At 74.4% G+C, this 18,909-nt stretch carries 18 protein-coding genes; 11 read left to right on the forward strand and 7 right to left on the reverse strand.

The genetic code is table 11. The features are described 5' to 3' along the window. Positions 1–99: 99 nt before the first annotated feature. Complete coding sequence (locus tag AC07DA_RS04275; protein ID WP_479124425.1) at positions 100–549, reverse strand: SRPBCC family protein; 450 nt, start codon at positions 547–549, stop codon at positions 100–102. Between the two features lie 151 nt (positions 550–700). Here AC07DA_RS04275 and AC07DA_RS04280 point away from each other — a divergent pair, with 151 nt between their 5' ends. From AC07DA_RS04280 to AC07DA_RS04290, 3 genes are all read left to right on the forward strand, one after another. Further along, positions 701–1,144 carry a phage holin family protein gene (locus tag AC07DA_RS04280; protein WP_479124426.1) on the forward strand — a complete coding sequence of 148 codons (444 nt, stop codon included), beginning with the start codon at positions 701–703 and terminating at the stop codon, positions 1,142–1,144. Beyond that, positions 1,141–1,572 carry a DUF3618 domain-containing protein gene (locus AC07DA_RS04285; RefSeq protein ID WP_479124427.1) on the forward strand — a complete coding sequence of 144 codons (432 nt, stop codon included), beginning with the start codon at positions 1,141–1,143 and terminating at the stop codon, positions 1,570–1,572. Before AC07DA_RS04280 ends, AC07DA_RS04285 begins: the two co-directional genes overlap by 4 nt. A gap of 131 nt (positions 1,573–1,703) precedes the next feature. Beyond that, complete coding sequence (locus AC07DA_RS04290) at positions 1,704–2,156, forward strand: flavodoxin family protein (protein WP_479124429.1); 453 nt, start codon at positions 1,704–1,706, stop codon at positions 2,154–2,156. A 10-nt stretch (positions 2,157–2,166) separates the two neighbouring features. Here AC07DA_RS04290 and AC07DA_RS04295 read toward each other — a convergent pair whose 3' ends face one another. Beyond that, the gene (locus AC07DA_RS04295) at positions 2,167–3,270 is read right to left on the reverse strand and encodes a YihY/virulence factor BrkB family protein (RefSeq protein ID WP_479124431.1); all 1,104 of its coding nucleotides are present in this window, start codon (positions 3,268–3,270) and stop codon (positions 2,167–2,169) included. Positions 3,271–3,321: 51 nt separating this feature from the next. Further along, positions 3,322–3,873 carry a helix-hairpin-helix domain-containing protein gene (locus tag AC07DA_RS04300; RefSeq protein WP_479124432.1) on the reverse strand — a complete coding sequence of 184 codons (552 nt, stop codon included), beginning with the start codon at positions 3,871–3,873 and terminating at the stop codon, positions 3,322–3,324. A gap of 75 nt (positions 3,874–3,948) precedes the next feature. Here AC07DA_RS04300 and AC07DA_RS04305 point away from each other — a divergent pair, with 75 nt between their 5' ends. From AC07DA_RS04305 to AC07DA_RS04320, 4 genes are all read left to right on the forward strand, one after another. Further along, the gene (locus tag AC07DA_RS04305; RefSeq protein WP_479124433.1) at positions 3,949–4,581 is read left to right on the forward strand and encodes a GNAT family N-acetyltransferase; all 633 of its coding nucleotides are present in this window, start codon (positions 3,949–3,951) and stop codon (positions 4,579–4,581) included. 210 nt (positions 4,582–4,791) lie between these two features. Further along, positions 4,792–5,472: a lytic polysaccharide monooxygenase auxiliary activity family 9 protein gene (locus tag AC07DA_RS04310; RefSeq protein WP_479124435.1), complete on the forward strand. Its 681-nt coding sequence runs from the start codon at positions 4,792–4,794 to the stop codon at positions 5,470–5,472. 252 nt (positions 5,473–5,724) lie between these two features. After that, a complete protein-coding gene (locus AC07DA_RS04315; RefSeq protein ID WP_479124714.1) occupies positions 5,725–7,767 on the forward strand; it encodes a DUF1996 domain-containing protein in 2,043 nt (680 codons plus the stop codon). Positions 7,768–7,997: 230 nt separating this feature from the next. Next, entirely contained in the window at positions 7,998–8,747 is a 750-nt protein-coding gene (locus AC07DA_RS04320; protein WP_479124716.1) for a sulfite exporter TauE/SafE family protein, read from the forward strand. A gap of 181 nt (positions 8,748–8,928) precedes the next feature. Here AC07DA_RS04320 and AC07DA_RS04325 read toward each other — a convergent pair whose 3' ends face one another. Beyond that, positions 8,929–9,936, reverse strand: a complete 1,008-nt coding sequence (locus AC07DA_RS04325) for a DMT family transporter (RefSeq protein WP_479124436.1) — start codon at positions 9,934–9,936, stop codon at positions 8,929–8,931. A gap of 227 nt (positions 9,937–10,163) precedes the next feature. Here AC07DA_RS04325 and AC07DA_RS04330 point away from each other — a divergent pair, with 227 nt between their 5' ends. Together AC07DA_RS04330 and AC07DA_RS04335 are read left to right on the forward strand one after the other, a co-directional pair. Continuing rightward, a complete protein-coding gene (locus AC07DA_RS04330; RefSeq protein WP_479124438.1) occupies positions 10,164–11,129 on the forward strand; it encodes an aldo/keto reductase in 966 nt (321 codons plus the stop codon). Between the two features lie 117 nt (positions 11,130–11,246). Next, positions 11,247–11,429 (forward strand): hypothetical protein, encoded by a 183-nt coding sequence (locus tag AC07DA_RS04335; protein ID WP_479124439.1) that lies wholly within the window; start codon positions 11,247–11,249, stop codon positions 11,427–11,429. Positions 11,430–11,747: 318 nt separating this feature from the next. On the opposite strand, the gene AC07DA_RS04340 is transcribed toward AC07DA_RS04335, so the two are convergent. Next, on the reverse strand, positions 11,748–12,476 hold the full coding sequence (locus tag AC07DA_RS04340; protein WP_479124440.1) for an ankyrin repeat domain-containing protein: 729 nt from the start codon (positions 12,474–12,476) through the stop codon (positions 11,748–11,750). Positions 12,477–12,629: 153 nt separating this feature from the next. Between AC07DA_RS04340 and AC07DA_RS04345 the strand changes: the two genes are divergently transcribed. After that, positions 12,630–14,762 (forward strand): SpoIIE family protein phosphatase, encoded by a 2,133-nt coding sequence (locus AC07DA_RS04345; RefSeq protein WP_479124442.1) that lies wholly within the window; start codon positions 12,630–12,632, stop codon positions 14,760–14,762. Here AC07DA_RS04345 and AC07DA_RS04350 read toward each other — a convergent pair. Beyond that, positions 14,753–15,445: a GAF and ANTAR domain-containing protein gene (locus AC07DA_RS04350; protein WP_479124444.1), complete on the reverse strand. Its 693-nt coding sequence runs from the start codon at positions 15,443–15,445 to the stop codon at positions 14,753–14,755. The genes AC07DA_RS04345 and AC07DA_RS04350 overlap by 10 nt on opposite strands. Before the next feature lie 95 nt (positions 15,446–15,540). Further along, positions 15,541–18,126, reverse strand: coding sequence for a SpoIIE family protein phosphatase (locus tag AC07DA_RS04355; protein ID WP_479124446.1), 2,586 nt, complete (start codon positions 18,124–18,126; stop codon positions 15,541–15,543). A gap of 149 nt (positions 18,127–18,275) precedes the next feature. Here AC07DA_RS04355 and AC07DA_RS04360 point away from each other — a divergent pair, with 149 nt between their 5' ends. Continuing rightward, the gene (locus AC07DA_RS04360) at positions 18,276–18,872 is read left to right on the forward strand and encodes an AMIN-like domain-containing (lipo)protein (RefSeq protein ID WP_479124448.1); all 597 of its coding nucleotides are present in this window, start codon (positions 18,276–18,278) and stop codon (positions 18,870–18,872) included. The last annotated feature ends 37 nt before the right edge of the window (positions 18,873–18,909 follow it).

Below are 18,909 nucleotides of genomic sequence, written 5' to 3' on the forward strand. Positions count from 1 at the left end.
GGGGGGGGGGGGGGGGGGGGGGGGGGGGGCCCCCCCGGGGGGGGGCCCCCCCCCCGGGGGGGGGGCCCCCCCCCGGGGGGGCCCACACCGGGCCGGTCGTCAGACCTCACCGCGCCAGGCGCCCGTCTCCGCGCCGCGCTCCTCCATGAACTCCTTGAAGCGCCGCAGATCACCGGCGACCTGCCGCTTGACGAAGCCGAGCTTGTCGCCCACCGTCTCGGCCACGCCACTGGGGTCGAAGTCCATCTGCAGCATCACCTTGGTCGTGTCGTCCTGGATGCGGTGGAACGTCACCACACCGGCCTGCCTGGCCTCACCGTTCACGGTGGTCCAGGCGACGCGCTCGTCCGGGATCTGCTCGGTGATCTCCGCGTCGAACTCCCGCTCCTGGCCGCCGACCTTCGTCACCCAGTGCGTCAGGGTGTCGGTGCGCTGCTCGATGCGCTCCACGCCGTCCATGAACTGCGGGAACGTCTCGAACTGCGTCCACTGGTTGTAGGCGGTGTGGACCGGGACGCGGACCTCGATGGATTCCTCTACCTGCGACAAGGCGGTACCTCCCTTTCTCGTGACCAGAGCGACCGTCGAGTACCGGATTCCGCGCCGATCACTCATGGCCGGCACGACTTCCCGTGACCAGGTGTCCTTTCCGCCTCACCGGGGGACCCGTGCCGGGACCGCAGACCGGGAGGTGATCGCCATGACGGACACGGACCGCACGGCACCCGCCGCCGCGCGCCCGACCACCGCGCCGACGGCCGGTGACGAGCCCGTGAGCGAGCTGGTGCAGCGTGCCACGGCACAGCTCACCGAGCTGGTGCGAGGTGAGATGCGCCTGGCCCAGGCGGAGATGACCGAGAAGGGCAAGCGCTTCGGCAAGGGCGGCGGCCTGTTCGGCGGGGCCGGCGTGCTGGGTTTCGTCACCCTGCAGGCCCTGGTGGCCACGGTGATCGCCGCACTGGCGGTACCGCTTCCGGTGTGGGCGGCGGCCCTCATCGTCACGGCCGTCCTCGCCGTCGCCACCGGCGTGACGGCACTGGCCGGTCGCAAGCAGGTGCGCCAGGCCGGCTCGCCCGCCCCGCAGCGGACCATCGACAGCGTCAAGGCCGACGTGGCCGAGATCAAGGAGAGTGCACAGCGATGACCCAGCCCCCGCACGACGAGCCGACCGCCCGCAGCCCCGAGGAACTGCGCGAGCAGGTCGAGCGCACCCGCCACGAACTGGGCGACACGGTCCAGGAACTGGCCGACCGCGCCGACGTGAGGACCCGCGCCCGCGAGAAGGCGGTGGCGGTGAAGGAACAGGCCGGGCACAAGGCGCAGGCCTGGCGCGGGCAGGCGATGGCCAAGGCGTCCCAGGTCGCCCACACGGTGGAGGAGAAGCTGCCCGAACCGGTGAAGCAGAAGGGCGCCGCCGCCGCCCAGGGCGCCAAGGAGAAGGCCGCGCAGGCCGAGCAGGTCTGGCAGGACAAGGCCCCGCAGCAGGTACGTGACCAGCGCGGTGCCCTGCTGGCGGGCGCCGGCGCCCTGGTCGTCGCCTTCCTGCTGATCCGCCGCCGCAGGAACCGCTGACCGCCGGCCCGGCGACACCGGCCCCCGTCACCGCTCGTGCCGACGGGGGCCGTGGCGTGCGGTGAGAGTGAGAGGAACCGCACGAGGGCGTGGCTTGCGGTGAGGGGGACCGCACGGCAGGGTCGGGGAGCGTGGCCACCTTGCTGATCGTCCATCACACGCCCTCGCCCCACTGCCAGGCGATGTTCGAAGCCGTCGTCTCCGGCGCGACGGACCCCGGGATCGAGGACGTCCGGGTCGTCCGCGTGCCCGCGCTGTCGGCCACGGCCTCCGACGTCCTCGCCGCCGACGGCTACCTGCTGGGCACGCCCGCGAACCTCGGCTACATGTCCGGCGCTCTCAAGCACTTCTTCGACCAGGTCTACTACCCGTGCCTGGACGCCACGCGCGGTCGTCCCTTCGGGTACTGGGTGCACGGCGGCAACGACGTCACCGGAGCGGTGCGCGGCATCGAGTCGATCACGACGGGCCTCGGCTGGCGCCGTGCCGCCGAGGCCGTGACCGTGACCGGCGAGCCGGACAAGGGCGACACCGGACGCTGCCGGGAACTGGGCGCGACGGTCGCCGCCGGACTCATGGACTGAGTGGGCCGGCTCAGGTCTCGTCCAGCCGTCGGCGGTCCTGCTCGTCCCACGTGCGGGTGTCGCGCGGCTGGGTGTACGGCTCGGCCTCCGGCGGATGGCCACCGGCGATCGCCCGCTGCCGCACGGTCTCCGCGTCGAACTCCAGGCCGAGCAGGATCGCCAGGTTGGTGATCCAGAGCCAGACCAGGAAGATGATGACACCGGCCATCGTCCCGTAGGTCTTGTTGTACGAGCCGAAGTTGGCCACGTAGAAGGCGAAGCCGCCGGACGCCACCAGCCAGATCAACAGGGCCAGCAGACTGCCCGGGGTGATCCACCGGAAGCCCTTCACCTTGGCGTTCGGGGTCGCCCAGTACAGGATCGCGATCATGATCGTGACCAGGACGACCAGCGCGGGCCACTTCGCGATCGACCACACCGTCAGCGCCGTGTCGCCGATGCCCAGGGCCGTCCCCGCCTGGCGGGCCAGTCCGCCCGTGAACACGACGATCAGCGCGCTGATCACGGCCAGCACCATCAGCACGACGGTCACGCCGACCCGCACCGGCAGCAGCTTCCACACCGGCCGGCCCTCGGGCATGTCGTAGACGGCGTTCGCGGAGCGGATGAACGCCGCCACGTAACCGGAGGCCGACCAGACCGCGAGGACGAGACCGACGATGGCCATCAGCGAGCCGATGCCGGCGTTGCCCTGCAACTGCTCCACGGCCCGGGTGATGATGTCGCGCGCCGAGCCGGGGGCGAGCTGCTGGACGTTGTCGAGCACCTTGTCGGTGGTCGACCTGCCCGTCAGGCCCAGCATCGACACGAGCACCAGCAGCGCCGGGAAGAGGGCCAGCACCCCGTAGTAGGTCAGTGCCGCCGCGCGGTCGGTCAGCTCGTCGTCCTTGAACTCGCGCAGGCTGCCCTTGAACACCGCACCCCACGACGTCCGGGGCAGTTCCTTCGGCGAGTCCGGTGCCGCGCGCTCGACCTCGGGGCCGGGGCCCGGCTCCTCGGCGGTGCGGCCGGGGCTCTCCCCGCGTTCCGCCGCGGGCCCGGGGCGTGGCTCCTGCGCAGGCGGGGCCTGGGCCGCCTGGCGGTCTTTTCGTCCGGGTATATGCAGCTTCACCATGGGGGCCGGGTAACCCCTGGCCGTGGCCCTAAGCCGGGCTCGGCGAGGAAGTCACCGGGCGGTGCCGTCCCGCAGGGCGAGTCCGCGGCGCCGCAGCGCCTCGGACAGCACGCGCACGGCCTTCGGCCCGACCCCGTGCAGGGCGAGCGGCTGGCCCTCGGAGTGCCGGGCCACCTGCTTTAGGGTCGCCAGGCCGGCGCCGTGCAGGGCCCGGGCCGCGGGCCGCCCGATCCCGGCGGGCAGGTCCCCGCCGGGCACGCCGGCGGCGGCCTCGGCCCTGGCCGGTGACTCGGCCAGCCGCTTCGGGGCGCGGACGAACCAGGACGCCCGCACCAGGGCGTTCAGCTCCTCGCCGTCGAGCTCCGCGAGGGGCACGCGCAAGCCGGTCGGCGTCCCCTCGCGCAGCACGGGCTCACCGGTGGGACGCGCGGCCCGGGCCGCGGCCGTCTCCTGCGGCGGCAGGCTCAGCCGCAGCCGGCCGTCCTGCGTCACCGAGGCGAAGCGTCCGCCCCGCACGCGGAAGACGACCGTCCCGGCCCGCGCCTCCTCTGCGGCCTCCGGCAGGGCGAGCGCGGCCGCGCGCAGCCGGTGCACGCTGGTCATGGCCGCAGTGTGGCACAACGGCCGCGACGCCGCGGGGGGTTGAGGGAGCGCTCCCACTGCGTGCACGATTCCGCCATGACCACCTCTGCGACCGTCCGCCCCTACCGCCCCGAGGACCGTCCGGCCCTGGACGACATCTGCGTCCGCACCGCCCACAACGGCGGGGACAGCCGTCCCCACTACGCGGACCCGGGCGTCTTTCCGGCCACCTTCGCGGCGCCGTACGTCCATCTGGAGCCGGAGCTGGCCTTCGTGCTGGACGACGGGCAGGGGCGGGCCGTCGGCTACGTCCTCGGCACCGCCGACACCGCGCGCTTCGCCGAGGCGTTCCGCACCGCCTGGCTGCCCCTGGTCGCCGAGCGCCACCCGGAGCCGCCCGCGCGGCCGCGCACCCCGGACGAGGAGATCGCCTACCTGCTGCACCACCCGGAACGGATGGTCCTGCCCGAGCTGGCCGCCTACCCCGCGCACCTGCACATCGACCTGCTGCCCGACTGGCAGGGCCGCGGCCACGGGCGCCGGCTGATGCGGACGTTCCTCGGGGCGCTGCGGGACCAGGGCGTCCCGGCCGTGCACCTGGCCATGGCCACGGCCAACACGCGGGCCAGGGGCTTCTACGGCCGCATGGGGTTCCACGAGCTGCACGTCCCCGAGCCGGGCCCGGCCACCTTCCTGGGGCGCGGCACCGGGGAACTCGACCGGCTCTGACCGGCCCCCTGCCGCGAGCGGTGGGCCATCGGACTCCTCACCCGCATCGAACGCGCCAGGAGACACGGAAGTGGCGCAATCCCACATTGCCGCCACGGCCCATCAGGCGCAGCCTGTGCCCTGCGGGAGCGCTCCCACGCGGTGCTCCCGCTCTCCCCACGAGCAAGGCATCGAAGGCACGACAACCCCCACATCCGAAAGAAGGAGATCATGAAGTGTCATGGTCATGATCGTATGCTGTCCGGCGCGAGGTCCCGTCTGACGCTCGTGCTGAGCGCCCTGGTCGCCGCGCTGCTCAGCGTGATCCCCTGGAGCGGCACGGCCGTCGCCCACGGTTCCGTCGTCGACCCCGCCTCCCGCAACTACGGCTGCTGGCAGCGCTGGGGGAGCGACTTCCAGAACCCGCAGATGGCCCAGCTCGACCCGATGTGCTGGCAGGCGTGGCGGGACAACCCCAACGCCATGTGGAACTGGAACGGCCTCTACCGCAACGGCTCCGGCGGCGACTTCCAGGCCGTAATCCCCAACGGCCAGCTCTGCAGCGGCGGAAGGACCGAGGGCGGCCGGTACAACTCGCTCGACGCGGTCGGCCCCTGGAAGACGACCGACGTCACCGCCAACTTCACCGTGAAGCTGCACGACCAGGCCAGCCACGGCGCCGACTACTTCCTGGTGTACGTCACGCGGCAGGGATTCGACCCCACCACCCGGCCTCTGACCTGGAACGACCTCCAACTGGTCGCCCGCACGGGCACGTACGCGCCGAGCCAGAACTACTCGATCCCGGTGAGCACGTCGGGCCTGAGCGGCCGGCACGTCGTCTACACCATCTGGCAGGCCTCGCACATGGACCAGACCTACTTCCTGTGCAGTGACGTGAACTTCCGCTGACCTGCGTTGTCCCCGCCGGCGCGTGCGGCCGGCGGGGCCCGGTGTTTACCGGGTTCATGAGAGTTCCCCGAAAATCGTCCAGACGCCTGAACGCACCGGCGCTCCCGTACGTATGGGGCGAGGGGATTTTCATGCCCGGCACGCCACAAGCGCAGGAGAGCACCCTTGGCACGCAATTCGCGAAGACGCCCTACAGGCAAACGACGCGCGACCTTCGCCGCGTTCGCGCTGATCCTGGGCGGAGGCGGTCTGATGGCCGCGAACGTCTACGCCTCGGCCACGGACGGCGGTTGGGACGGGGAGGCCGAGCGGACGCGGTCCGGCGCGGGGGTTCCGGCCGGGGGCGCGACGATCGACTGCCCGGACGTCGGTACCGAACTGACCTCGGTCCCCGAGCAGGCCAGGGCGGAGGTCGACAAGGAACTCGCTCTGCTGGACGAGCAGATCGCCCAGGCCTACCAGCGGTTGACCGCCTCCGCCCAGCAGATCCGGCAGGACTCCGGCTTCGCCGACAGCGCGATCGTGAACCCGCTGAAGGACAAGCGGGCCGCGACCCTGGAGCGCATCGCGATCGCCATCGACCGGGTGGGGGACCGGCCCGAGGGGCTCGACGCCCTCGCCGCCTGCACGCTGCGGGAGTCCGGCAACCAGGCACCCACCGGGGACCAGGGCCAGGACGGTGGTGAACAGCCCGGCCAGGACCAGGGCGAGGGACAGCAGGACGGCCAGGGGCAGGGACAGGGCGGGAACGGGGGCCAGGCGGGCAACGGCCCCGTCGCCGCCGACTTCGTGGACATCAAGAACGTCCAGCCGAACGTCAGCACCCCCCGCCCGGAGGGGAACGCCTCGCGCGGCTCGTTCGCGACCAGCTGCGGTGTGAACGAGAACGGCCTGTTCAACTCGGACAACGTCATCGTCGCACCGGGTGTGAGCAACGGCGCCCACCACTTCCACGACTACGTCGGCAACCAGGCCAACGACGCCTTCGCCAGCGACCAGGACCTCGCGAACGCCGAGACCAGCTGCGTCGACCAGGGCGACAAGTCCTCCTACTACTGGCCGGTGCTGCGCCTGCAGAACGGCAAGCAGGAGCAGGACGCCCAGAAGCCGGGCGGTGGCATCGAGGGCAACGCCGGGGAGATCGTCACGCCGAAGCAGGTGACGCTGAACTTCGTGGGCAACCCGCGGGACAAGGTCACCGCCATGCCGCGGCTGCTGCGCATCATCACCGGTGACGCCAAGTCGTTCGTGAACGGCCCGGCCAACGCCAACGCCTCCTGGAGCTGCACCGGCTTCGAGGACCGGCAGCTGAAGGACAAGTACCCGCTGTGCCCGCAGGGCAGTGACGTGGTGCGCACCTTCAAGTTCCAGAGCTGCTGGGACGGCCGCAACATCGACAGCGCCAACCACCGCACCCACGTGGCGTTCACGGACGCCGCCGGGAACTGCCCGTCAGGCTTCCGCCCCATCCCGCAGCTCGTCCAGCGCATCGTCTACGACGTCGACGCGCCGAGCCTGGAGGACGGCGGCCGTACGACGCCCCTGTTCGCGGTGGACTCCTTCCCGGAGCAGCTGCACAAGCCGGTGACGGACCACGGCGACTTCATCAACGTCTTCGACGAGGGCCTGATGAAGGAGATGGTCGACTGCATCAACGAGGGCCGCACCTGCGGCGCCGGAGCGGGTCAGGGCGAGGAGCCCGGCCAGGGTGAGGAGCCCGGCCAGGGTGAGGAGCCGGGCCAGGGTGAGGAGCCCTCGCAGACTCCGGAAGCCCCGCAGGAGCAGCCGACGCGCACGCCGGACGCCCCGCAGGACGGGAACGCCGGCGGCAAGCCCGGTGACGCGGGCGGCGACGGCGGCAAGGGCGACGACGGCAAGAACGAGGGCGGCAAGGGCGACGGCGGCAAGGGAGAGGCCTCCGAGCCCCCTGCCGGGGAGAAGCCCCCTGCCGGGGAGAAGCCCCCGGCCGCGGAGAAGCCCACCGCCGCCCCGAAGCCCGCCGACGGGACCAAGGCCCCCGGCACCGCCGGACCCGAGGTCCTCGCGACGCCCTCGCCCGACGGCGGCGCCAACGGGGACAAGGAGGGTGCGGACGCGGACGGCCTCGGCGAGTCCCAGGCCGTCGGAACGGCCACCAGCGCCGCCCCGACGCCGTCGGCCCCGTCCCTGCCCGAGCCGCAGGCGGTCGGACAAGGCGGCCTCGCCGACACCGGCGCCCAGCTCTGGCCCGCCGCCGCGGGCGCGGTCCTGGTCATGGCGGGCTTGGTGGTGCTGCGCCGCGTGAGACGGAGCTGAGCGGCCGCACACCGGCCTGACCGGCGAACGGCGGCGGGGTCTCCCTCCTGGGGCCCCGCCGCCGCTGCGCGTGCGGGCGGGCGTCCGCGCAGCGGCCGGTCCGGGCCCCGCGGCCAGGGCCGGCACCCTTCGGCGACCGCCGAAACGACCACGTCCTAGCGTGATCCCATGAACCTCATCGTCACCTGGAACGGCACACCCGGCGGAGCGGCGGCGTGACGCCGGGGGAGATGGCGGCCGTGCTCGCGGCAGGTGCCGGTGCGGGGGCCGTCAACGCCGTCGTCGGCTCGGGCACCCTGATCACCTTCCCCGTCCTGCTCGCCACCGGACTGCCCCCGGTGACCGCCACCGTGTCCAACGGGCTCGGCCTGGTCCCCGGCTCCCTCAGCGCGATCATCGGCTACCGCGAGGAGCTCCGCGGCCAGGGCCGGCGCGCCCTCCTGCTCGGCGTCGGCGCCGTGCTCGGCGGCCTCACGGGCGCCGTCCTGCTGCTGACCCTGCCCGCGTCGGCCTTCGAACGCATCGTGCCGGTGCTGGTGGGCCTCGCCCTGGTCCTGGTCGCCTGCCAGCCCCTGATCGCCCGGGGGGTGCGCCGCCGTCGCCCGGCCGGGAGCCGCCCCCGCCGCGACGGCGGCCCGCTGCTCTTCACCGGCCTGACCCTGGCCAGCGTCTACGGCGGCTACTTCTCGGCGGCCCAGGGCATCATCTACGTCTCCCTGATGGGCATGCTCCTCGACGACACGCTCCAGCGGCTCAACGCCGTCAAGAACGTGCTGGCGGCCGTCGTCAGCACCGTCGCCGCCGTGGTGTTCCTCTTCTTCGCGGAGTTCGACTGGACGGCCGTCGTGCTGATCGCCGCCGGCTCCGCCCTGGGCGGTCTGATCGGAGCGCGGGCCGGACGCCGCCTCAGCCCCGTCGTCCTGCGCACCCTCATCGTGTCGGTCGGCACCCTCGCCCTCGTCCACCTGGTGACGCACTGACCCGCGCACCAGCGACGCCGGCCGGACCGCCGCCGGCGTCGCCTCGCCCTCGGCGTCGACGCGCGGCAGCACCCGCTCCGGCCACCGCGGTGCCCACCAGGCGTGTGTCACCGCGGAGGTGCGGCGGGGGGCGGTCTCCCGTGTCGGTGGAGGCGTTCGGTGCCCTCGTTGGACGCGTCCGTCACTCTGCCGCGGACGCGCCCCCGCGTGCGGCCGCCTTCCCGAGAGGTCCCTGGGAGGGCGCTGCGTAAGGCCTCCGCCGGAGGAACACCGAGGACCGCAGCGTCCGCTCCCGGCCCGGTGCCGGTGGCCCGCCCGGCCGCCGTAGCGCCCCCGAGCCCAGGGCCACGCCGAGCCCGACCAGCGCGCTGCCCGCGCCCTGCGCGAGGCCGTAGGAACCGGTGCCGACGAGCGGGGCGGTACCGGCCGCCGCCACCGGGATGAGACCGGAGAACAGCGTGGCGCGCTCCGCGCCGATCCGCTGCATGCCCATGTACCAGCACACGAACCCGACCACGGTGACCACCACCGCCTGCCACAGCAGGGCGGCGGCCTCGACGGCGTCCGGAGGCCGCAGCCACCCGGCCCCGTCGGCCGGGATGCCGACCGCCGCCGACTCCAGCGCGGCCACCGCGCACACGACCGCGGACAGCAGCCGGGGCCCGAGAGGCCGCAGCACGGGAACCGCGAGTACGGCGAATCCGACCTCGCCCGCCAGCGCGCACACCGAGAAGGCGAGGCCCGCGCCGTCCGTGCGCCCCCAGCCCTGGACGACGCAGGCGCCGGCCGCCACCAGCAGGGCCCCGTACAGCACCGTGCGTTGCGGCCCGCGTCCGTCCATCAGCGGTACGAGCACGGCGACGACCACCGGGGCACAGCCCACGAGCACCCCGGGAACGGCCGGTTCCGCGGTGCGCTCGGCGGCCAGTACGGCCAGGTTGAAACCCACCATGCCGACCGCCGCGAGCAGGGCGAGACGGCCCCACTGACGTGACGTCAGCGCCCTGAGCCGGGCGAGCGCGCCCCGCCCGGCGAGCGGGAACAGCAGCAGGCAGGCCAGCCCGTAGCGCAGGAACTGGCCGCCCGCGTACGGGTAGGCGCCCAGGACGCTGTTGGCGGTGAAGGACCCTCCGACGAGGACGCAGGCGAGCGCGGCGAGGAGGGCTCCGCGCGTGGTCGTGGCGTTCATGCGGGCGACGCTAGGCAGCCGGGCGGTCCGGGAGGAGGTCCACTTCCCCGCCCTTTTGGCGGACCACTTGACGGGCCGGCGGACCACATGACCGGCCCGTCGCCCCGTACGGTCGGGCGAGTGACGCGGCCGGCGAAAACAGCGGTGACCCGGGGCGGATGATCGCCTAGGGTCGGCGCAGCCGGGGGCAGGGGCCCTCGGACGACCACGTGCCGTGGAGGTGCACCGTGCGCTATCGGGAACTGGGACGCAGCGGCCTGTCCGTGTCGGAGATCGGCTACGGCGCCTGGGGCATCGGCGAGTCCGCGTGGGTCGGCGCCACCGAGGACGAGTCGGTGCGCGCGCTGCACCGGGCCCTGGACCTCGGGGTGAACTTCGTCGACACCGCACGCGGCTACGGCGAGAGCGAGCGCATCGTCGGCCGGGTGGTCCGGGAACGTGCCGGCGACGAGATCCTCGTCGCCACCAAGGTGCCGCCGCTGAACCGGCTGTGGCCCGCGCCCGGCGGGACCGACCCGGCCGAGGCGTTCCCCGGCGAGCACATCCGCAGCAGCCTGGAGGCCAGCCTGCGCGCGAGCGGACTCGACCACTTCGACGTCGTGCAGTTCCACGTGTGGAGCGACGAGTGGGTCGGCCGGGGTGACTGGCTGGAGACGGTCGAGGCGCTCAAACGGGAGGGCAGGATCCGGCTCTTCGGGGTCTCGATCAACGACCACGAGCCGGACAGCGCCCTGCGGCTGGTGCGCAGCGGCACGGTGGACACCGTCCAGGTCATCTACAACATCTTCGACCAGGCCCCGGCCGAGCGGCTGTTCCCCGCGTGCGTGGAGCACGGCGTGGGCGTCATCGTGCGCGTCGCCCTCGACGAGGGCGGGCTGACCGGGCGGATCAGGGCGGGTTCCACGTTCCCCGAGGGCGACTTCCGCAACCGGTACTTCCGCGACGGCCGGCCGGCCGAGGTCGAGCGGCGGGTCGCGGCGATCTGCGCCGACCTGGGCATCGGGGCGGACGACATGGCCGAGACCGCGCTGCGCTTCGTGCTCGGCGCACCCGCCGTCTCGACGGTCATCCCCGGCATGCGCGGCGTCCGCAACGTCGAACGCAACACCGCCGTGAGCGACGGGCGCCCGTTCGGGGACGACCGGCTGAGGATCCTCGCCCGGCACCGCTGGCAGCGCAATTTCTACGGCTGAGCGGCGGCGACGTCCGGGACCGGGCCGGGCGGCGGGAACCAGGAGCGCGTCTCACACGTCAACTCTTTGCCCGGAAGGGGCCGATCGGCCGGCAGACCAGCGGAGAGGGGAATCGCCATGGACGAGGCGACGTCGCAGCAGGGCGCGGAGCCGGAGGCCGCGGCACGCCGGGCCCGCTTCGGGACGCTCCCGGAGCCGGTGCGCGTGGAGGACATGGTCGAGGAGCGCGCGGCGAGCGTCCCCGACCCGTCGCGCACGGCGTACAACCAGGACGAGTGGCTCGTCCGCTACTGCCTGTGAGCCCCGGACCCTGACCGGCCCGGCGCCAGGGGCGGCCCTCAGGAATGCCGGGGGCCGGGCGCCCGCGCGTCGATGACAGGGCGGCCCGCCCGGGCCGCGCCCGCGCGCAGATCCCCCCGAGTACCGACCCGCAGGCCCGAGGTGCCACAGACGGCCACCCGGGCCGCTCCGGCCGCTCGGAGTTCCGCCCCCGCGGCCTTCGCGGCGCAGACGGCGCCCGTCCGGTCGTTCCCGGGACCGCGTGGCGGACGGCGCGGCTGCCTTCGCCCCCGAGCGCCATGCCCTGTCCGGGCGCCCGGCGGTGACGCCCCGGCCCGGCTACGTCCGGTCCCGCGCCCCCAGTCCGCGCAGCCACCGCACCACGTCCTCGGCGTCCTGCCGGCGGGCGATGCCGAGGGGCGTCAGGTCCTCGTAGCCGCGCCAGTCGATGTCGGCGCCGTGGGCGTGGAGGTACTGCGCGGTGGACAGGTGCCCGCCGTGGCAGGCGCCCCACAACGCGCTGGTGATGTCCGCGGGCGACGGCGGCTCGTCGGACTCCACGCAGGCCCGGACCCGGTCGAGCAGCCCGAGTGTCGCGGCGTCCTGGAGGGTGGTCCGCGCACCGTGCTCGACCAGCCGGAACGCCGCGCGCCACTGCCCGAACGCGCGCGCACCGGCGAGCGGGGTGCCCCCGGCGATCACCCCTCCGGGCGCCTCGATGTCGGCTCCGGCGGCCAGCAGCGCGTCCAGGACGGGCACGTCGTCGTTGGCGGCCGCCCAGTGCAGCGGGGTCTCCTCGTGCGCCCCGCCGAAGCGGGCGTCCGGATCGGCCCCGGCGGCGACCAGCACGGCGACCACCTCGGGACCACGGGGCCGGTGACCGGGCCAGTCCGTCGCGATGTGCAGCAGACTACGCGTGCCCTTGCCGTCCTCGCCCTGCTCGGTGATGCGCGCCGCGGCCAGCCCGGGGTGGTCGGCGAGCAGCCGCCGCAGCCCGGGCAGGTCCCCGGACCGGATCGCCTCCGTGACCACCACCGCCAGCGGCTCCTCGGACGTCAGTGACTGCACGGCGGTCCTCCTGGTCGACATCGAGGTGCCGATTCTGCCAGGACCACCCGGCGGCGGGCCGCGCCCGGGCCGCCCGGGCCCTCCGCCCCGCCGGGACGACATGCCCCCGGGCCCGGTGAGGCGTAGCGTCCGGGTAAGAGCGGGAGGACACCGATGTCCGGGAGCAACGAGCCACCTGCGGGTGCCGGATCCCTGGAAGACGCCCTGGGAGCGGCCCTGGCCGACGCCGTGCGCGGCACCGGCGCCTCGACCGGCGGGCTGTACCTGATCGACGACGCGGAGCCCGTGCTGCGCCTGGTGGCGCTGTGCGGCCTGCCGGTGGCGTTCAGCGCCCCCTGGCAGCGGCTGCCCCTCACCGCACCGTTGCCCGTCGCCGACGCCATCCGCGACGACCGGCTGGTCCAGATCGCGAGCCAGGACGAGATGGCCCGCCACTACCCTCGGGCCGCCGCCGTCCTGCCCTACCCCTTCGCCCTGACCGCGGTGCCCCTGACCGGCGTACGGCGTGCCTGGGGCGGTCTCGTGCTGATGTGGCCCGCGATGCGCCCCCGCCCGCTCACGCCCCGCGAACGCGACCACATCTCCTCCATCGCCCGCCGCATGGCCCGCCTGCTGGACGACGCCCCCCGGCCGCCCAGCCCGCCCGACGAGCCGCGCGTCGTCGCCCCGGAGGCCGTGCACCACCCCGTGCAGACCGGTCTGGCCGCCGCCGACTACCTCGAACGCCTCCCCGAGGGCGCCCTCGCCCTCGACCTGGAGGGCCGCATCGTCTTCGCCACGGCCACCGCGGCCCGCCTGCTCGGCCGCGGCACCGACCGGCTGCTCGGCACCCGCCCCTGGCAGTCCCTGCCCTGGCTGGACGACCCCGTCTACGAGGACCAGTACCGCACGGCGGTCGTCAGCCGCGCCCCCGTGTCCTTCAGCGCGCTCCGTCCGCCGGACCAGCGCCTCACCTTCCAGCTCTACCCGGACACCAGCGGCATCAGCGTCCGCGTCGTCCCGGGCGGGGAACGGGCCGACAACCCGCCGGCGCCCGCCCGCGCCCGCCCCGTGGCGGCGCCCACGGGACGCCTCTACCAGCTGGTGCACCTCGCCGCCGCGCTCACCGAGACGGTCACCGTGAGCGACCTCGTCTCGCTGATCGCCCATCAGATCCTGCCCGCCTTCGGCGCCCAGGGGCTGGTGCTGTCCTCGGCGGAGGCCGGCCGGCTGAAGATCACCGGCCACCACGGCTACCCCGACGACGTCATCCAACGGCTCGACGCCCTGTCCCTGGACACCGACCTCACCCCCGCCGGGCAGGTCATCGCCAGCGGCACCCCCGCCTTCTTCTCCCATCCGGCCGAGATGACGGCCAACTACCCCCGGGCGCCCCGGATCAGCGGCAAACAGGCCTGGGCGTTCCTCCCACTGATCATCTCCGGCCGCCCGGTGGGCTGCTGCATCCTGTCCTACGACCACCCGCACCCCTTCACCGCCGACGAGCGCGCCGTCCTCACCTCGCTGTCCGGCCTGATCGCCCAGGCCCTGGACCGGGCCCGCCTCTACGACGCCAAGCACCGTCTCGTCGGCGAACTGCAGCGCGCCCTGCTGCCCCGGGCCCTGCCCCGGCTGCCCGGGCTGGACGTCGCCGCCCGCTACATGCCCGCGGGCCACGGCACCGAGGTCGGCGGGGACTTCTTCGACGTCCTGCGGCTGAACGACACGACCGCGGCCGCCGTCATCGGCGACGTCGAAGGACACAGCGTCGCCGCGGCCGCCCTGATGGGCCAGGTGCGGATCGCGGTCCACGCCCACGCCACCGCCGGCGCCGCCCCCGGCGAGGTCCTCGCCCGCACCAACCGGCTGCTGGCCGACCTCGACTCCGACCTGCTCGTCTCCTGCCTCTACGCCCACCTCGACCTCGCCCGCCACGAGGTGTCCTTCGCCAGCGCCGGGCACGTCCCCCCGCTGCTGCGCCACACCGGCCGCCCGGGCCGCGTCCTGGAGGCCGAGCCGGGCCCCCTGCTGGGCATCGTCACCCACGCCCGCTACCCCGTCACCACCGCGCCCCTCCTGCCGGGCACCACCCTCGCCCTCTACACCGACGGCCTGGTCGAGATCCCGGGCACGGACGCCACGCGGGTCACGGCCGACCTCGCCGGGCGCCTGGACGGCACCGGCGGCCAGGACCTGGAGCGGCTCATCGACCGGCTCGTCCGCCACACGGCACCCACCGGCCGGCACACCGACGACATCACCGTGCTGCTGCTGCGCGCCACGGGCGGTCCGGACGGTCAGCCCTGACCGGAGGGATCCGCCCGTACGCGCCGCGCCACGTCCCGCAACTTGACGTTGTGCTCCTGGGACAGGCGGCGCAGCACGCCGAACGCCTCGTCCTCGCTCAGCCGGTGGCGTTCCATGAGGATCCCCATGGCCTCACCGATGGCGTGCCGGGTCTCCAGGGCGTGTTCGAGCTGGTCCACCGCGCGGGCGGTGGCGAGCGCCACGGCGGCGTGCGAGGCGAGCAGCCAGCCCGCGGTCTCGATGTCCCGGCCGAACGCTCCCGGGCGGCGGGAGTAGAGGTTCAGCGCGCCGAAGTCCTGCCGGTCGGTGTAGAGCAGCACGCCGGTCATGCTGCCGATGCCGAGGTCGCGGGCCGCCCGGCTGAACCGCGGCCACGACGGGTGCGGCACGGTCATGTCGGCGATGCGGAACAGCCGCTCCCCGTCCACCCGGCAGGCCGCGTCGAAGCACGGACCCTCGCCCAGTTCGCCCTGCAGCCGGTCGGACTCCTCGACCATGTCCCCGCAGACGGCCAGCGTCACGGCCCTGCCCTTGGACACCGTCAGGATGCCCGCCGCGTCACAGCCCTCGACGAGCTTCACCGCCGACGCGGCGATCTCGTCCAGGGTGGCCTGCACCGAATCCTGCGCGACCAGGTCGCGGGCGAGCGCGGCCATCTGCTCGGCGTACCGCTGCCATTCCACCGCCCACCACCGCCTCGCTCGCCGTGCCGCCCACCGTACTCCCCGCCGCCCGCCCCGTCCCGCCCCCGGGACCGTCCCGCGGCCTTCGTGACGGGTCAGCGGTAGGCGGTGAGCAGCAGCGCCACGTCGTCCGGCCGCTCCCGGGCGCGCCGGGCGGTTCCCACCAGCCGGTCGGCGAGATGCTCCACCGAGTCCGCCGGGGTGTCGGCCAGGCACCTGCGGACCTGGTCGATCCCCGTCTCGATGTCGCTCCCGGGCCGCTCGACGAGCCCGTCGGTGTAGAGCACGAGCACGCTGCCGGGGTCCAGCGTGAGCGCGGTGACGGGATAGTCCGAGTCGGGCTGCACGCCCAGCATCACGCCGCCCGCGAGATCCAGCGTCTGGGCACGCCCGCCGGGACGGCGCAGCAACGGCGGCGGATGGCCCGCCCGCACGGCGAGGGCCCGTCCGGTGCGCGGGTCCAGTTCGATGTAGCAGCAGGTGGCGAAGACGTCCGCGTCCAGCTCGGCCAGCAGCCGGTTGGTGTGCGTGATGACCTCCTGCGGCGGGCGCCCGCTCGCCGCGAAGGCGTGCACGGCACTGCGCAACTGGCCCATCACCGCGGCGGCTCCGACACTGTGCCCCTCGACGTCCCCGATGACCAGGGCCACCCCGCGCCCCGTCGTGATCACGTCGTACCAGTCGCCGCCGATGGCCATGCCCTGCGTGCCGGGGAGGTACCGGCCGGTGCTGCGCAGCCCCTCCACGGCGGGCAGCCGGTGCGGCAGCAGCCCCTCCTGGAGACCGCGGGCGACGGCGGACTCCGCGTCGTACAGCCGCGCCCGCTCCAGGGCCTGCGCGGCCAGCCCGCTCAGCGCGGTGAGGGCCGAGCGTTCGTCGGCCGTGAAGCGGTGCGGGGTGTCCCAGCCGAGGATGCAGCTGCCCACGGGATGGCCGGAGGCGATCAGCGGCAGGAACGACCAGGCGCTCATCCGGTCCAGGGCGATGCCCGGGTAGGCCCCCGAGAGGTCCTCGGGCGACTCGAAGAACAGCGGCAGCCGCGTGGTCAGCGCGTGGACGCCGGGCAGCTGCGTGTCGAGGGTGATGCCCTCGAACTGGGTGAGGAACCCCTCCGGGTAGCCCGACTCCCACAGCAGGTACATCCGGCCCTCGCGGACGGTGTACAGGGCGAGTTCCCGCACGCCGAACGCGGGCAGCAACTGCTCCGAGACGGCCCGGCACACGTCCCGCACGGTGACGGCCTCGGTGAGCACGCTCGCCATCTGCACCACGTGGTACAGCGCCCCGGCCCGCGCCTCGGCCACCGGCCCGGGCGGCGGCCCCGCGGCCGGGCTCCCCGCCACGGCAGCCGGGGCGGACCCGTCCTCGCGTGCCGGTTCGTCCCCGGTCGGCGGCCCGGCCGGGTACACCCGGCCGGTCAGCCCGTGCACGTCCGGGTACAGCACGAAACTCAGCCGGGCACCGCCCGGGTGCCGGACGAGGAAGGACACCTGCTCCTGCGAGAGCATCGCCGCCCGGTAGCGGTCCTCGTACGCGGGATCCCGCAGCCAGGTGATCACCTCCCACGGATAGCGGCCCAGCAGCTCCTCCCGGCCGCATCCGAGCAGTTCCTCGCTGCGCCGGTTGAGGTAGGTCAGGCGGCCGTCCTGGTCCAGGGAGAAGAGCGCGTCGGGCAGCCGTTCGGCGGCCTCGGCCGCGGTGAGCCCGACGGCCGCGTCGACCAGCGCGCAGACCAGCATCCGGCCGGAGCCGCCGGCGCCCCGCACGAGGTGGCCCCACAGCTCGACGGGCCGGTAGCCGGCCTCCCCGCCGCCGGGGGACGCGTCCAGCACCCGGAAGTGCCGGGACCTGACCCGGCCCCGGGCGAGCGCGTCACCCCGGCTCGCGCGCAGTTCGTGCAGGTCGTCGGGGCTGACGCGGGCCTCGATGTCGTCGAGGGTGCCGCCGAAGCCGGCCCGGTCGATGCCGAGCAGGGCGAGGGCGTCGTCGTCCGCCGTGCACCGGTCGGTGTCCAGGTCCCAGTCGAGGAGCCCGACCCGGACGGGGTGGACGGCGGGCGTCGGCAGCCGCACGCTGACGGGCTCGTCGTCGTACGCGACCGCGGCGGTGCCCGGGCCGGGCCCGGCGGCTCGGGGGCGGCCGGTGGCGAGGCGGCCGAGGCGCTCCGCCAGCCGCCGCTGCGCGGGACGCAGAGCCCGGCCCACCGCCTCCGCTTCGACCGGGGCCCGGGCGGCCGAGCGCAGCACGACCAGGACGCCCACGGTTTCGCCGCCGGCCCGGACCGGCTGGTAGGCGGAGCCGAACGAGTAGGGCAGCCCGGCGGTGAAGTGCGGGAAGCGCAGCATCATGGCGCGCTCGTCGGGCAGCCACAGCGTCTCGTCGCGCCGGTAGGCCTCGGCCATGGGCAGGGCACCCCCCACCGACACCCGCCACCAGCTCCTCAGCAGAGACCTGGGCACGCCGGTGACCATCGCCAGCACCAGGGAGCGGCGGTCGGGGGAGCGCAGGTAGACGAGCCCGCCGTAGCCGTCGAGATCCCGGACGGCCTCGACCAGCGGGGTCGTCAGGGCGTCCTCGATCCACCCCGTGCCCCCGGCCGGGCCCCGGCCGGTACTCCCGCCGTCGCGGCGCCGGCCACCGGGTGACCCCGGCCCGTCCGGTACGGCGGTCGCCTCATCCATGTCGCGTCCTCCCGGTACGGACGCACCGGACACCAATCGCTCCCCACCAGGATGTGCCATGGTCGGCGCTCCGGCGCGGCAAGTGCAACCTTTCGGTCAAGCCGGCCGTCTCACCTGTTATCACCCGCACGCAAGCCTCGGGGGCGGCAATGACAGGAATACGCATCACAAGAGCATGGGCGACGCTCGCGGTCGTGGGCGCCGTGGTGGGCGTGGCGGCGGTCCCGGCCGGTGCCGCACCGGCCGCCGGGCAGCGGGCCGCGACCCAGGTCACGGCCTGTCCGACCGGCTGGGGGAGCCTCGCCAAGACCGGCAGCGGCGCCACACAGGCCCCGCTGGAGAACGTCAGGACCGGGCGCCACGCCTGCTTCGACCGGATGGTCGTCGACGTGCCCGGCGCGGGCGGCGGCGTCGGCTACACCGTCCGGTACGTCGACCGGCTGTACCAGGACGGATCCGGCCGTCACATCCCGGTGGCCGGCGGCGCGGTCCTCGAGGTGCGCGTGGCCGCGCCCGCCTACGACCCGGAGACGGGTGCCCCCACGTACCCCGGCCGGGTGGCACGCCCGCTCCCGGGCGTCGACCTGACCGGCCACCGCACGTTCCGGGACACCCGGTTCGCCGGCAGCTTCGAGGGCGACACCCAGATCGGCCTCGGCGTCCGCGCCCGGCTGCCCTTCCGCGTCCTGCAACTGGACGGCCGTGTCGTCGTGGACGTCGCCCACAGCTGGACCGCGACCCGCTGACCTCCCACGCGCCCGGCTCCCCGGAGCCGGGCGCACC

Source organism: Streptomyces sp. NPDC044921, assembly GCF_056432865.1.